The organism is Pseudomonas sp. MAG002Y, assembly GCF_019400845.1.
In the GTDB taxonomy this organism is placed as follows: domain Bacteria; phylum Pseudomonadota; class Gammaproteobacteria; order Pseudomonadales; family Pseudomonadaceae; genus Chryseomonas; species Chryseomonas luteola.
This window is the reverse complement of sequence record NZ_WOEJ01000001.1, coordinates 225,295-240,214: the sequence shown is the minus strand read 5'-3', so window position 1 is coordinate 240,214 and position 14,920 is coordinate 225,295. Positions and strand designations below refer to the sequence as shown.

The window sequence follows — 14,920 nt, the reverse complement described above, 5'->3', positions numbered from 1 at the left end:
CCCACCGGTCTTCAGGCAGTCGAACCACTCACTATATCCTTAAATACTTTGTTACAATTGCTGAGCCAACCTATTTTATGTGCTTATGAGCGACTCGAGCGATCCTGCTGCCCCTGACCACAGGGAAGCATCTACACGCCGCGCTGCGGCATCTCAAGCACCCCAACAGCGCCATCAACGGTTTCGCTCCATTCGGCAACGCCTGGCGTTCTGGGTCGGCGCGCTGCTGGTGGGTTTACTGGCGCTGGCTTTTGCGTGGCTGGCTGATCATGCCTTTCAGCTCTTTCAGCGTCTGTTGAATCACAGCCACTTATGGCCGTGGTTAGTGACACCCGCAGGATTTGCCCTGTTGGTCTGGCTGACACAGGGGTGGCTGCGTAATGCCAGGGGAAGCGGCATTCCACAAGTGATTGCAACGCTGGAAAAGCCCTCTGGTCAGTTCAGGGCAGCGGTGTTAGCCTGGCCGATCGCGCTCGCGAAGATGATACTGACATTGCTTGCCCTGCTAGTGGGGGCCTCGGTTGGCCGCGAGGGGCCGACCGTACATTTGGGCGCCTCGGTACTGTATGGCTTTGGTCGGCGGCTGGGCCTGTATGAGCGAAAGACGGTTTCCGGCCTGATCCTCGCCGGTGGTGCTGCGGGCATTGCCGCCGCGTTCAACACGCCGCTCGCGGGCGTAGTATTTGCCATTGAAGAGTTGAGTCATACCTTTGAACAGCGCTTCAGCGGTCTGGTACTGACGGCTGTGGTGATTGGCGGTATGGTCACGCTGGGCCTGGTTGGACCGTATACCTATTTTGGCGTTATCAGCGCCAGTCTGCCATGGGGCGATGCCTGGATAGCGGTGGTCATATGCGGGCTGGCAGGCGGCTTGTTGGGCGGCGGTTATGCTCGGCTGGTCATTCCAACATCCCACGGCTGGCTTGGAAGGTTGGGCGCTATCCGCTCACGCTTCCCGGTTCGGTTTGCCGCCGTCTGTGGATTGCTGGTCGCCTGTCTAGGCGCACTGTCAGGACAGCATGTCTTTGGTACCGGCTACGAGGAAACACGTGCCATTCTGGAAGGGCACCCTATAACCGATCAGGGCTTTCTCATCTGGAAATTTCTGGCCAACGTGGTTTCTTATTTGGCAGGCATTCCCGGCGGGCTCTTTTCGCCTTCGCTCACGGTAGGCGCCAGCTTTGCGCCCTGGCTGGTCGATTGGCTGCCTGATGTCACCCTGCAGACCGGTGCGCTTCTGGGCATGGCGGCCTACCTCACGGGCGTTACCCGGACACCGCTCACCTCGACTGTCATTACCTTGGAGCTGGCCCACAGCCCCGACATGGCGATCCCTGTGCTGGCGACGTGCCTGCTGGCGAATGGTGTGTCCGGCTGGCTTTCGCCCACCTCGCTTTATCATGCGTTGGCTCAACAAATCCTGCATGCGGTGGAGCCTGAAGCGTCGAAGCCTACCAAGTGTGATTGAGATCACGCCGTAACAGCTGTTCTTCAGACTGTCACAGGGTTGTCAGGCGTTTTCGCTAAACCCATTCGCTCCAATAATCGTGGGAGCGCATGATGAGCACGTTCGATAATGGAAGACGGCGCTTGATCCAGGGGCTGGGCGTAGGACTGCTGCTGCCGGGAGTGGCACCTGCCGTGATCGCCGGCGCCAAGCAGCGTCCGCTGATGCTTGAAGGGGTTCAGTCAGGTGATGTTCAGGGCAACCGGGCCATTGTCTGGAGCCGCTGTGATCGTCCGGCGCGAATGGTCGTCGAGTGGGACACTAAGGAGAGCTTTCGCCATCTGCGCCGAATGGTTTCGCCTGTGGTGACAGCCGACACGGATTACACGGCGCGCATGGATTTGCGCGGACTTCCCGCTGATCAATCCATTTTCTATCGGGTTCGTTTCGAAGATGTTTACAGCGGTGCGCAGAGCGAGCCTGTTTTTGGACATTTGCGTAGCGCACCGACGCATCGTACTGATATCCGTTTCGTCTGGAGCGGCGACACGGTCGGGCAGGGATTTGGTATCAACCCCGATATCGGTGGCATGCGCATCTATGAGGCCATGCGTCGCCGACAGCCGGACTTCTTCCTGCACAGTGGCGATACCATCTATGCAGACGGCCCGCTAGAAGCTAAGACCACGACGGTGGAAGGCAAGGTCTGGCGCAACATCACCACAGAGGCCAAGAGCAAGGTTGCCGAGACGGTCGATGAATATCGTGGCAATTATCGCTACAACCTGATGGACGAAAATGTCCGTCGGTTCAATGCTGAAGTCCCGCAGATCTGGCAGTGGGATGACCACGAGACCACCAATAACTGGTCTTCTACTAAAGTGCTGGATGACCGTTACACCGTAAAGGACATCAACGTACTGGCCAGGCGGTCGCGTCAGGCGTATCTGGAATATGCCCCCATGCGGCTGCAACAGCGTGATGATGCCGGACGCATCTATCGCAAGATCAGCTACGGTCCTCGGCTGGATATCTTCGTGCTGGACATGCGGACCTACCGGGGCGGGAACAGCACCAACCTGCAACCCAATGAGGGACCAGACACTGCTTTCATGGGGCGCACGCAACTCGAGTGGCTCAAGCAGGGGCTCACGGAGTCTACGGCTACCTGGAAGGTCATTGCGGCAGACATGCCCATTGGTCTGGAAGTCCCTGATGGGGTAGATGCAGCAGGAATGCCTCGTTGGGAAGCCATTGCCAATGGCGACGGCGGTGCACCCTTGGGTCGCGAACTGGAAATTGCAGAGCTCTTGCGTTACATCCGCCGGTGGAATATCAACAATACGGTCTGGCTGACTGCAGATGTGCACTACTGCGCGGCTCACCACTACCACCCCAACCGGGCAGCCTTCCAGGATTTCGAGCCCTTCTGGGAGTTCGTGGCAGGCCCCCTTAATGCCGGTGCATTCGGGCCCAACAAGCTGGACAACACTTTCGGACCGGAGGCCGTGTTTGTGAAGGCGCCACCGGTAGCCAACAGCTCGCCGCTGTCGGGCTTCCAATTCTTTGGCGAGGTCAATATCGAAGGGCACAGCGGTGATCTGACCGTGACCCTGCGAGACCTGGATGGAAAGGCGGTATTCGAAAAGACGCTTCAGGCTGTTTAATCAGGTTGTAAAACAAAGGGCTGAATGATCAGCCCTTTGCCTCATGCTTAATGATGTTCCCGCGTCGCGCGGAATTTTATGTCAGGCCAGCGCTCTTCCATCAGGCTCAGGTTGACACGAGTCGGCGCAAGATAGGTCAGGTGACCGCCGCCATCCACGGACAGGTTCTCCATGGCCTTGTTCTTGAATTCCTCAAGCTTCTTCTTGTCATTGCACTCGATCCAGCGGGCAGACCAGACGTTGATCGGCTCGTAGACGCATTCCACCTTGTATTCTTCTTTCAGTCGGCTGGCGACAACGTCAAACTGCAGCACACCGACGGCGCCCAGAATGATGTCGTTGTTGCGCTCGGGGAAGAACACCTGGGTCGCGCCTTCCTCTGCCAGCTCCTGCAGGCCCTGGCGGAGCTGCTTGGACTTGAGTGGGTCCTTCAGGCGTACGCGGCGGAACAGTTCAGGCGCAAAGTGCGGAATACCGGTAAAGCCGAGGCTCTCACCTTCGGTAAAGGTATCGCCGATCTGGATGGTGCCGTGGTTGTGCAAGCCGATGATGTCGCCTGCAAAGGCTTCTTCCAGTTGTTCACGCTCGGAAGAGAAGAACGTCAGGGCGTCAGCAATCTTGATGTCCTTGCCGATCCGCACATGGCGCAGTTTCATGCCTTTTTCATACTTGCCGGAGCAGATCCGCATAAAGGCAATCCGGTCACGGTGCTTGGGATCCATGTTTGCCTGGATCTTGAACACGAAACCGCTGAATTTCTCTTCGACCGGCTGTACGTCACGCTCGTTGGTCGCGCGCGAGAGTGGCTGTGGCGCCCAGTCCACGACCGCGTCCAGGACGTGATCGACACCGAAGTTGCCCAGGGCTGTACCAAAGAAGACCGGTGTCATCTGGCCCTTTAAAAATTCATCCGAATTGAATTCATGGCACGCGCCCTGAACCAGTTCGAGCTGCTCGACGAAATCATCGTACAGGTCACCCAGGTGAGTACGGGCTTCGTCCGAGTCCAGCTTTTCAATGACGCGGGTTGCGATACGCTCATGGCCGTGGCCAGGGGTATAGACAAAGATCTTGTCTTCGGAGAGGTGATACACCCCTTTGAAATCACGGTAGGAGCCAATCGGCCAGGTAATCGGGGCCGCCTTGATTTTCAGGACAGCTTCGATCTCGTCGAGCAGCTCGATCGGATCGCGAATATCACGGTCCAGCTTGTTCACAAAGCTGACGATAGGCGTATCGCGCAGACGGCAGACATCCATCAGGGCAATCGTGCGGGGCTCAACGCCTTTACCGCCATCAAGCACCATCAGGGCAGAGTCGACCGCCGTCAGGGTGCGGTAGGTGTCTTCCGAGAAGTCTTCGTGACCGGGCGTGTCGAGCAGGTTGATCATGTGCTCGCGATAGGGGAACTGCATGACCGACGTGGTGATGGAGATACCACGCTGCTTCTCCATCTCCATCCAGTCGGAGGTGGCATGGCGGTCGGATTTACGTGATTTAACGGTCCCGGCCACGGCAATGGCTTGCCCCATCAGGAGGAGCTTCTCGGTGATGGTGGTCTTACCGGCGTCCGGGTGGGAAATGATGGCGAAAGTGCGCCGCTTGGCGACTTCGGCGGCCTGCTTGGTCATGGAGGCTGATGTCCGGTGGATACTTAAACCGGCGATTATAGCAAGCCAAAAGGCCTGTAGGTTCAGGCCTTTTGGCTTTTCAGACGAGTCTTGTTCAGCAGGGTGGCCCTGATGCACTGGGCCACCCTGCCAGCGGCTTATTTAGGCCCTATTTCCGAGCAGCCCGAGTGTTTCACATACTTCTTGAGAATGGCCCACTGCGGACGCTCCTTGTTATCCCGGGGTTCGATGGAAAGGGAATAGTCGCCCCAGCCCGGACCTGCTGCCCAGTATGTAGCTGGGATACATTCCTTCTGAAGATGCGAGAGCATGTTATCCATGACCTTCATCCAGCGGGGATCATCCCCTGGTGCACCAAACTCACCAATGTGGCCTTTCTTATTATTGGCCTTGAGCCAGTCAATAAAAGGTTGAACACGTTTGACGCCAATCATGGGATCAAGCTGACTAGTGTCCTTGGATTCGTAACGACCACCGGCATCAGCGTCGAAATACACATGAGCCGAGAAAATCAGGTTGTCCGCAGGATCCTTGAGGTTCAGCAGGCCTTTGTTTACATCAGGCCAGCGCGCGCTGCTTGACCAGAAGTTGCCCTCGATCACGATCGGACGGCTCTTGTCGACGGAGCGGATGCCATCGATGCCGTACTGGGCCGCGGTGTCCCAGTGGTCTTCCACATCATGCGGCTCGTTCATGATGTCGTAGCCTAGCAGGGCAGGGTGCTTGCTCCAGGTTTTGGCGATCCGCTCCATGACGTCCTGGTAAGCCTCGTAGGGTACGCTCTCCGAACCAATGATCTGGTCGCGGTAACGCCCGTAGTTGTGCAGGTCCAGAATGACCTGCATCTTGTAGCGCTTGGCCGAGTCCAGCGTCTGGCTGATCAGGTCAGCGTACTGAGTGTCTAGCTCACCGTTGAGCTTGGGTTGCAGGCGCTCCCAGGTGATCGGGAAACGTACGACGCGAATCCCGCGATAGCCCCAGCGCCTGAAGTAGGAGTCGTCAGGAAAGAAGTAGTTGGTACCGTTCACACCCGGAAGCACCTGCGCCGCAAAGCCGGCACCCGAGAAATTCAGACCGATCATCTCGGCTGGGTAATCGGCCGCCGAGGCGGTATGGCTCATGAGCAGGGGAGCGAATGCTAGAAAGGCATATCGCTTGAGGTTGCGTTTGATTCGCCCGGTTCTATTCATCGAAATAAGTGCCATAAGCGTAATGGGCAGGCCAGAACTGTACCTGCAGGGTTAACATGGATAGCCTGATAGCAAAACCCGTCAAACGTGCTCTTTGAGCAGGTCGATTGACAAGGGGGCCGGCGGGGTTTGATGTAAAAATGTGATTGCCTATGGCTTTATTGAAAATACGTACAGCGATAGGAGCGGGAAGTAAACTCGATAAGCGTTAAAAAGCCATTAAGCTGAAAGCCTGAGCCGGACTCAGGACGCAGGCTTTCAAGCCTGGCGCTTAGCAGGCATCCAGACGGAAGCAGACTCCTGTCCAGCGCTCAGCCTCCTCACGTGCATCCTGCTCGTTATCGAACTCGGCAATGACTCCGCCATGGGCGTAGAGCACCGCCCAGGTTTCCTTCAAGGCAACCTGCAACGAGTTGATGAATGATGGAGGCTCTACCGAGCCGTCGACTTCGATGCCAAACATTTTGATTTCCCTATGAAATGAAGCAAAACATATTGTTGGAGTTTGGCCATATCCTTCCGTGATGTAAGGCACTGCATGGCGACACACGAAGACCTGTGCGTCTTAATAAAGTTTACGCCTTGCCATATTTCTTTCATCTTTTTGGTGAGCGGCAGTATCCAAATCTGGTTAGCACTCCCTCGCAAAAATTAATCTTTGTTGAAAATGCCTATCTGGCTTGAACGGGTTCTCTCAATTGCAGAGGAATCCTGACGGATTTTGGAACATCGGTTCGCCTGGCCGGTCGGTTTTACGAGGAGGGTTCGTACCGGATCGAGGCAAATCAGACAGTCGTATGGGATTTTTGATTGATCTTGCGGGCGTGTAGTCCTAAAGTTCGCGCCCGAACGTCCATGCTGGAAACGATCCATCCGGCTCAAGTACTGACGACGAGACAGCAAGGTCAACGCTCTGGACATGTTGACCTTTTTGCTTTCGGCGACGTGCCTTGGGAAGTAGGCGAACCAAAGTGGGGAAACGGATTAGGCGTTCAGCAATACCCCTACGAATCCATTTGTTCTGCCATTGGGAGTCCGACGCATGTCCATTCAGGTCGAAGATTACTACTCGCGCGAGACCTTCCAGCGAATGAAGTCCTTCGCTGACCAGCATGAAACGCCTTTTGTCGTAATCGATAAAGCCACCATTTCCAGAGCCTACGATGATCTGGTGAACAATTTCCCGTTTGCCAAAATTTATTACGCCGTTAAGGCAAACCCAGCCATCGAGATTACTGAGCTCCTGCGCGACAAGGGCTCGAATTTCGACATCGCATCCATCTATGAGCTGGACAAGGTACTGAGCACGGGCGTCAGTCCTGATCGCATCAGCTACGGCAATACGATCAAGAAAGCCAAGGACATTCGCTATTTCTACGAGAAAGGTGTGCGAATGTTCGCCACCGACTCCGAGGCTGACCTGCGTAATATTGCCAAAGCTGCGCCGGGCTCGAAGATCTATGTGCGGATTCTGACCGAAGGCTCCAATACTGCTGACTGGCCGCTTTCACGCAAGTTTGGCTGCCAGACCGATCTGGCGCTGGACCTCCTGATCCTGGCCCGCCAGCTAGGCCTTGTGCCTTACGGCGTCTCCTTCCATGTCGGCTCGCAACAGCGTGATATCGACGTCTGGGATGCGGCTATCGCCAAGGTCAAGGTAATATTCGAGCGCCTGCGTGAAGAAGACGGTATCGTCCTGAAGATGATCAACATGGGTGGCGGTTTCCCGGCAAACTATATTGCCAAGACCAACAACCTCGAAACCTATGCTGAAGAGATCATCCGCTTCCTGAAGGAAGACTTTGGCGATGAACTTCCGGAAATCATTCTGGAGCCCGGTCGTTCGTTGATTGCCAACGCCGGTATTCTGGTGAGCGAAGTGGTACTGGTGTCGCGCAAATCGCGCACCGCTGTCGAGCGCTGGGTATACACCGACGTAGGCAAATTTTCCGGTCTGATCGAAACCATGGACGAGTCCATCAAGTTTCCGATCTGGGTCGAGAAGAAGGGTGAGATGGAAGAGGTCGTGATTGCCGGCCCTACCTGTGACAGTGCCGACATCATGTATGAACACTACAAGTATGGTTTGCCACTGAACCTTGCCAGCGGTGACCGTCTGTATTGGTTGTCTACCGGGGCGTACACCACCAGCTACAGTGCTGTGGAATTCAATGGCTTCCCTCCACTCAAGGCCTATTACCTCTAAATAGCGCCCATAAAAAACCCGCTTCGGCGGGTTTTTTATCATTCAGACGGTAAGGGGCGTATCGTAGCGCTTGCTCTAGGCTCTGGTAAGGGCCGCTTGATCCGTCTCGTCGCCCAATTCGGCGGCGCGCTCGAAATAGCTCAGCCCGATCAGGCGCAGCGCTTCATGGTCGGAGTCCAACAGTCCTTGCCGGCTGGCCCTGAAAAAATTGAGGTTGCCGGTCTTCAAGGCTTCCTTCAGCCAGTGCTGGGCTTCCTCAAGGCGACCCGTTGTTGCCAGCACCGCTGCATAGCTATATTGACCGCGAAAATCGCCTGCCTCTGCCGACCGCTTGTACCAGTCATGTGCAACCTTTGTATCCCGTGTAACGACAAGACCCTCTTCGTAGAAGCGTCCAACGAGGTTCATGGACTTGGCATGGCCCAGCTCAGCGGCGCGTCGGTAGAATAAAAAGGCGCTGTGCTCGTTACGGGAGACACCGCGTCCTGTCGCCAGCAGATTGGCATAGTTGTACATGCCCCAGTCCAGGCCCTGTTCAGCGGCCTGACGATAGGCCTCGGCTGCTGCGTGGGCATCCTGCTCGCAGCCCCAGCCATGTTCGCGGCAACGTCCTACCATGTTGAGCGCCATCGTGTGGCCTTGATCGGCAGCGATAGTGAACCAGATCAATGCGAGGCTAGCGTCCTGTGCAATGCCGCGGCCCTCCAGCAGGATCTGGCCTAGCATGGCCTGGGCATCTGGCGAGCCGGCCTTGGCAGCCGTCAGGATGACACGGGCCGCCTCCCTGGGATTATCCGATGCCAGTGCCTGTTCCAGCGCCTGGTTTTCGAGAACTTCCTGTCGCCTCAAGACGTAGGCCATGGTTATACGTCTACCCAGCGGCGTAGCAGGTTGTGATAGGTCCCGGTCAACTGAACCAGTGAAGGATGATCAGGGACGTCGCGGGTCAGGTTTTGAATGGCTGTGTCCATTTCGAACAGCAGGGCCCGCTGGCTATCTTCGCGAACAAGACTCTGAGTCCAGAAAAACGAGGCATATCGAGTGCCTCGAGTCACCGGCTCCACCTTGTGCAGGCTGGTGGCCGGATAGAGCACGGCGTCGCCTGCCTTTAGCTTTACGCGCTGTGTGCCGTAGGTGTCCTGAATCACCAGTTCTCCGCCGTCATAGCTGTCGGGATCACTGAAAAACACTGTGGTCGAGATATCGGTTCTGACGCGCTCGACGCTGTTTTTCACGTTGCGTACGGCGTTGTCTATATGGAAGTCGAATGAGCCGCCGGCGGTGTAGCAGTTGATCAAGGGCGGGAAGATCTTGTGGGGCAGTGCCGCAGACATGAACAGGGGATGCTGCCAGAGCCGATGGACGATCGCTTCGCCGATTTCACGGGTCAACGGATGGTCTTCGGGAAGTTGAAGATTATGCTTGGCCTTGGCGGATTGATGTCCAGCAGTGATTTTTCCATCACTCCACTGGGTCTGTTCAAGCGCCTTTCGGATACGAGCCGTTTCTTCAGCAGTAAAGACCTGGGGTATGGCTAGCAGCATGACGCGCTCCGACGAGCATAAAAAGCTATTAATGATAGTCATTCTCAGGATTTTTGCAAAAAGTACAGCATAGAACTGCTAGCCGTCTTTAATAATCCAGAATACTTTAAAATACTATTGATACTAATTCGTATTTGCGTATATTTTCCGCGCCTTCGTTCGTGGGGAATAACTAGAAAATGACGCGTCAAAGTGAGTCGGGCGTTGCGCCTAAACTATTAGTTTCAGCGGTAGGTGTGGCTATAACGGCTTTTTCCGGCACTACGCTTGCTCAACAGGCGCCCGCCAAGGAAAGTACCGCCAAGGGGTCGAGCGTACTGGACCTGAGCAGCACTACTGTCCTGGGGGATGAAGAGGGCAGCTATAGTGTTCAGGAGTCGGCATCGTCCAAGTACACGGCGCCGCTGCGTGATACGCCTAAGTCTGTGACGGTAGTGCCTGCACAGGTAATCCGCGACACGGGTGCGCTGTCGTTGACCGATGCGCTGCGGACTGTGCCTGGTATTACCTTCGGCGCTGGCGAGGGGGGAAATCCTCAAGGCGATCGACCGTTCATCCGCGGTTTCAATGCTGAAAGCGATACCTTTGTCGATGGTATGCGCGATGTAGCCTCCCAGACGCGCGAGATCTTCAATCTGGAGCAGATTGAAGTCAGCAAGGGGCCAGGCTCGGCTTATACCGGTGCGGGTTCTACAGGCGGTAGCCTGAACCTGATTACCAAGACGCCCAAGCTGCAGAATTTTGTGAACGGCGGCTTTACCTATGGGTCCGATCAGACGCGCCGTACCACGCTCGACGTGAATCAGATGATCACGGATAACGCTGCGTTCCGTTTGAATCTAATGAAGCATGACGCCAATGTGGCCGGACGTGATGGTCCGGACGTCAGCCGCTGGGGTGTAGCGCCTTCGATCAGTTTTGGCCTTGGCACGCCCACGCGTGCGACCCTCTCTTACTATCATCTGGATACAGACGACACGCCTGACTATGGCATTCCGCTGACCAATGTCAACCGCAGCAAGGCTAACCCAAGCCGGCCGGCCCATGTAGACAAGGATAACTGGTACGGATCCAGCCGTGACTACCGGAAAAGCACGACGGATAGCGGCACATTCCGTATAGAACATGACCTGAACGATAACCTGACGCTGTCCAACAGCTTCCGCATGGTACGTACTACGCTGGATTATGTAGCGTCCAACCCGGATGACAGCCGTGGAAACGTGGCCAATGGCTATGTCTACCGTTCGCCCAAGAGCCGTAACTCCGTATCCGAAGGATGGGTCAACCAGACCGAGCTCAAATCTCTGTTCAATACGGCAGGTATTGAGCACACGCTGGTAACCGGTATGGAGTTCAGTTATGAGGACGTGCATAACCGTCCTTACACGTTTAACTCCAGCGCATCGGGATCAACGTGTAACGCTGCGCTCCTGGCCAGCGGTGACTGCACCAGTTTATACAACCCTACACCGAAAGATGGTTGGGCAGGCACCTACGCTGAAGGCGAGTCTTACACCGATACCGACACCAAAACCGCAGCGGGTTATGTATTCGACACGCTAAAGCTCAACGAGCAGTGGTCCATCAATCTGGGTCTGCGTTACGATGATTTTGAAACGCGCTCGAGCGGTTACACGACGGGTGGTCGCGGAGCCGTAGCGGGTAATTTCAAGCGCGAAAACAAATCGCACTTCTGGAACTACCAGACTGGGATCGTCTATAAGCCAGCACCCAATGGCAGCATTTATGTCGCCTGGTCGACCTCAAGCAATCCTTCTGGTGAGACCGCCGGCGAAGGGGGCGTAGAGCTTTCTGCAAGCAATACGAGTCTTGAGCCCGAACGTAACCGTAATTATGAAATCGGGACCAAGTGGGACTTCTTCAATGAAGCGCTCTCGCTTAATGCCGCCGTGTTTCGTACAGACAAGACCAATGCCCGAGTCGCCAGCGCCGAGAGCACCTCTTTCCAGGTATTGGACGGCGAGCAGCGTGTCCAGGGCGTGGAGCTGGGCTTCAGTGGCAAGCTGACGCCTCACTGGAAAGTATTCGGCGGTTACACCTACTTGGATAGCGAGATTCGTAAGTCGACCACCGCTTCTGATGAGGGCAACAAGATGCCTCAGACGCCGGAAAACAACTTTACCCTGTGGACCACCTATGATGTTACTCAGGACTTCACGGTGGGTGGCGGTGCCACATATGTGGATCGTCAGTTCGGCAATACGGCCAACTCGACCTACATTCCCTCCTATACACGCTATGACGCGATGGCGGCTTACCGCGTGACGAAGAATCTGGATCTGCAGTTGAATGTGCAGAACCTGACGGACAAACGTTATTTCGACCAAGTGTACTCAACCCATATGGCGCACGTAGCGCCCGGACGTACAGCGCTCCTGAGTGCCAATTTCCATTTCTGATGGAAAAGCGCATGGCCCGGCTCCTGTGAGCCGGGCTTTTTGTATGGATATCTCTTACTTGCCAGGCGCAGGTGGCATATGCGCTCTGGTTTTTGAATGGCTCGTGGATCGAGTGATTTAAATGAAAAAGCTTCTCTTCCAGCTGCATTGGTTTATGGGTATCACGGCAGGGCTGGTGCTGGTCATCATCGGCGTAACCGGCGCCGCGTATTCGTTCGAGCCGGAGATATCGAACCTGATCAATCGTTCTGCAGCGGTAGAGGAGCGAATGGCTGGAAATGCACTGGCACCTTATGAGCTTATCAAGCGCGTCGAGGCGTACGAGGGTAAAAAGGTAACCGGGCTATGGGCTGATCTTGTGCTCAACAGTAATGTCCGCGTATTTCTCGAGCCCCCGCCAGGGGAGCGGCGCGGGCCTATGCGCTTTGTTGATGCCTATACCGGCGAGGTATTGAGTGAGCCGGTTGGCGCCGACTTCTTTGGGCTCATGCTGCGATTGCATCGTTTTCTTGCTGTGGGAGAAACCGGCAAGGCGATTGTGGGTGCCTGTACCCTAATGCTCGTGTTTTTCTGTTTGTCTGGTCTCTATCTTCGCTGGCCCAGGCAGGTTGCCAGCTGGCGCGCCTGGTTGACTTTGGATTGGGCCCGTAAGGGGCGTAGCTTCAACTGGGACTTGCATGCGGTCGCAGGCACCTGGTGCCTTGTGCTTTATCTACTGGCGGCGCTTACTGGACTCTTCTGGTCCTATGAGTGGTATCGCAACGGCCTGATCCGGTTGTTGGATGATGCGCCTGCCGAGCAGCGAGGCGAGCGCAAAGGCGGCAGGCCGGAACGTCCTCAGCCAAGCGGGGTGCCACCCATCATCAATCATGAGGCCCTTTGGGCAAGCGTGCAGCAAGCGGCCGGTCCGACGCTGGAAGGTTATACCTTACGCCTGCCCTCGGCAGCCGGTCAGCCGGCAACAGTATTTTATCGCCTTCAGAATGCCGATCATCTACGAGCACTCAACAAGCTGGACCTGGATCCGCAAACCGGCGCGGTCCGCAGCCATGAGCGCTACGCTGACAAGAGCATCGGCGGGCAGCTGCTGGGCAGCATCTATGCGCTGCACACGGGAGAATACTTCGGGTTGCCGGGGCGGCTGCTAATGTTTCTAGCCAGCCTCGCCATGCCCTTGTTCTTTATCACGGGCTGGTTGCTCTATCTGGATCGCCGCCGAAAGAAAAAGGGGATTCGCCAGGCTCGTCGCGAAGTCATACCTACGGCAACAGGGGATGAGCCCTGGTTGATCGGCTTTGCCAGTCAGAGTGGTTTGGCGGAGCAACTGGCCTGGCAAACCGCCGGCCAGCTACAGGCTGCAGGCCAGCCAGCAACGGTAAAGCCGCTGGCTCAGCTCAATTCTGATGCCTTGACGGCGGCTCGCAAGGCATTATTTATCGTCAGTACCTTTGGTGATGGCGAGGCTCCAGATAATGCCCGCAAATTCGAGCGCGCCGTGTTGCGGCAGGCGATATCCCTGAAGCAGCTCTCCTACGGTGTGCTGGCGCTGGGGGATCGGCAATACCCGGATTTCTGTGCGTTTGGACGACGTCTACAGCGCTGGCTGAGCGGGCAGGGCGCTCACAGTCTGTTCGATACGGTTGAGGTAAACCGGGACGATGAGGTTGCCTTGGGTCTATGGCAGTCTCGCCTGGGCGAGTTGGGTGCCGTGGCGCATATCCAACCAGCTACTGCTCCGTTCCAGGATTATCACCTGTCGGCCCGTCAGTGCTTGAACCCCAGAGGGCAGGGATGGCCCGTCTTCAGGGTCGATCTCCAAATGCCGGCAAATTGCTCGTGGGCGGCCGGCGACCTTATCGAAATACTGCCGCGTTATCCTGTGTCATTCGTACAGGAATGGCTAAGTCCATTGGGACTTTCTCCAGATTCCCTTGTATGGCTGGACGGGATCGAGTTGCCGTTGGGTCAGGCATTGGCAACACGTTTTCTGCCTGAAGACGTGCATCAGATGGTAGGCATGCACGCACAGGGATTGGTTGAGGCGCTGCTGCCTTTGGCGGTCAGGCAGTATTCAATTGCATCCCTGCCCGTTGAGGGGACTATGTCACTGATCATTCGCCAGGAGCGCAAACGAAGTGGGCAGTTGGGTATCGCGTCTGGCTGGCTGACCACCCATGCTCCAGAGGGTGGGCACCTGATGGCACGCCTAAGACCTAATTCCGCGTTCCATATGCCTCATGACAATCGGCCTGCGCTCTTTATTGGCAACGGCACGGGGATAGCCGGCTTACGGGCACTGCTCAAGGCGCGCATCGACGTAGGACACAGCCGGAACTGGCTGCTCTTCGGTGAGCGGAATCGTGAGCATGATTTCTTCTACCAGGACGAATTGGAGCACTGGCTGGCGCATCGGCAACTTGCCCGGCTTGATCTGGCTTTTTCCCGTGATCAGGAAGACAAGGTATATGTTCAGGATCGCTTGCTGGAATCCACAGAAGACGTCCGAGCCTGGGTCGAGCAAGGCGCGGTCATTTACGTCTGTGGCAGCTTGCAGGGCATGGCGCGAGGTGTACATGCCGCCCTGGTTGAGATCCTGGGCGAATCGGGCCTGGAGCGGTTGCAGGAGGAGGGGCGCTACAAGCGGGACGTTTATTGACGGATAGCCTCTGGCCATTCCCATTTGTAGGAGGGAGATGGCCAGTTGCGCTTTGCCTGTAAATCGATAAGCTCTCCGGCCACTCGGGAAAGCACATGCATAGCGGCGGTGATGCCCCTTGAGAAGCAGCTTTCCACTCTGTCTGCCATGGTTTGG

Annotated in this window: 10 protein-coding genes; 5 read left to right on the top strand and 5 right to left on the bottom strand. The window is 56.2% G+C overall.

The annotated features are described in order from the left end of the window. Positions 1-85 precede the first annotated feature (85 nt). Positions 86-1,468, top strand: coding sequence for a chloride channel protein (locus GM154_RS01135; RefSeq protein WP_219650664.1), 1,383 nt, complete (start codon positions 86-88; stop codon positions 1,466-1,468). Positions 1,469-1,560: 92 nt separating this feature from the next. After that, positions 1,561-3,114, top strand: a complete 1,554-nt coding sequence (locus GM154_RS01130) for an alkaline phosphatase (RefSeq protein WP_219650663.1) — start codon at positions 1,561-1,563, stop codon at positions 3,112-3,114. Positions 3,115-3,161: 47 nt separating this feature from the next. On the opposite strand, the gene GM154_RS01125 is transcribed toward GM154_RS01130, so the two are convergent. From GM154_RS01125 to GM154_RS01115, 3 genes are all read right to left on the bottom strand, one after another. Then, entirely contained in the window at positions 3,162-4,745 is a 1,584-nt protein-coding gene (locus GM154_RS01125) for a peptide chain release factor 3 (protein ID WP_219650662.1), read from the bottom strand. Positions 4,746-4,882: 137 nt separating this feature from the next. Further along, positions 4,883-5,935 carry a glycoside hydrolase family 5 protein gene (locus GM154_RS01120; RefSeq protein WP_010797222.1) on the bottom strand — a complete coding sequence of 351 codons (1,053 nt, stop codon included), beginning with the start codon at positions 5,933-5,935 and terminating at the stop codon, positions 4,883-4,885. Between the two features lie 271 nt (positions 5,936-6,206). Further along, a complete protein-coding gene (locus tag GM154_RS01115) occupies positions 6,207-6,398 on the bottom strand; it encodes a hypothetical protein (protein ID WP_019366888.1) in 192 nt (63 codons plus the stop codon). A 579-nt stretch (positions 6,399-6,977) separates the two neighbouring features. On the opposite strand from GM154_RS01115, the gene GM154_RS01110 reads away from it, so the two are divergent. Next, positions 6,978-8,141 carry a type III PLP-dependent enzyme gene (locus GM154_RS01110; RefSeq protein WP_010797224.1) on the top strand — a complete coding sequence of 388 codons (1,164 nt, stop codon included), beginning with the start codon at positions 6,978-6,980 and terminating at the stop codon, positions 8,139-8,141. Between the two features lie 75 nt (positions 8,142-8,216). Here the strand turns inward: GM154_RS01110 and GM154_RS01105 are convergent, their stop codons facing one another. Together GM154_RS01105 and GM154_RS01100 are read right to left on the bottom strand one after the other, a co-directional pair. After that, entirely contained in the window at positions 8,217-9,002 is a 786-nt protein-coding gene (locus tag GM154_RS01105; protein WP_219650661.1) for a tetratricopeptide repeat protein, read from the bottom strand. Positions 9,003-9,004: 2 nt separating this feature from the next. Further along, positions 9,005-9,685 (bottom strand): Fe2+-dependent dioxygenase, encoded by a 681-nt coding sequence (locus GM154_RS01100; protein ID WP_219650660.1) that lies wholly within the window; start codon positions 9,683-9,685, stop codon positions 9,005-9,007. A 179-nt stretch (positions 9,686-9,864) separates the two neighbouring features. On the opposite strand from GM154_RS01100, the gene GM154_RS01095 reads away from it, so the two are divergent. Continuing rightward, entirely contained in the window at positions 9,865-12,108 is a 2,244-nt protein-coding gene (locus GM154_RS01095) for a TonB-dependent siderophore receptor (RefSeq protein WP_219650659.1), read from the top strand. 121 nt (positions 12,109-12,229) lie between these two features. Then, complete coding sequence (locus tag GM154_RS01090; protein ID WP_219650658.1) at positions 12,230-14,764, top strand: sulfite reductase flavoprotein subunit alpha; 2,535 nt, start codon at positions 12,230-12,232, stop codon at positions 14,762-14,764. Positions 14,765-14,920 lie beyond the last annotated feature (156 nt).

Coding starts and splice junctions, on each gene's coding strand:
- GM154_RS01105 (WP_219650661.1), bottom strand. CDS start 9,002: ATGGCCTACGTCTTGAGGCGACAGGAAGTTCTCGAAAACCAGGCGCTG.
- GM154_RS01090 (WP_219650658.1), top strand. CDS start 12,230: ATGAAAAAGCTTCTCTTCCAGCTGCATTGGTTTATGGGTATCACGGCA.
- GM154_RS01135 (WP_219650664.1), top strand. CDS start 86: ATGAGCGACTCGAGCGATCCTGCTGCCCCTGACCACAGGGAAGCATCT.
- GM154_RS01115 (WP_019366888.1), bottom strand. CDS start 6,398: ATGTTTGGCATCGAAGTCGACGGCTCGGTAGAGCCTCCATCATTCATC.
- GM154_RS01095 (WP_219650659.1), top strand. CDS start 9,865: ATGACGCGTCAAAGTGAGTCGGGCGTTGCGCCTAAACTATTAGTTTCA.
- GM154_RS01120 (WP_010797222.1), bottom strand. CDS start 5,935: ATGAATAGAACCGGGCGAATCAAACGCAACCTCAAGCGATATGCCTTT.
- GM154_RS01130 (WP_219650663.1), top strand. CDS start 1,561: ATGAGCACGTTCGATAATGGAAGACGGCGCTTGATCCAGGGGCTGGGC.
- GM154_RS01110 (WP_010797224.1), top strand. CDS start 6,978: ATGTCCATTCAGGTCGAAGATTACTACTCGCGCGAGACCTTCCAGCGA.
- GM154_RS01125 (WP_219650662.1), bottom strand. CDS start 4,745: ATGACCAAGCAGGCCGCCGAAGTCGCCAAGCGGCGCACTTTCGCCATC.
- GM154_RS01100 (WP_219650660.1), bottom strand. CDS start 9,685: ATGCTGCTAGCCATACCCCAGGTCTTTACTGCTGAAGAAACGGCTCGT.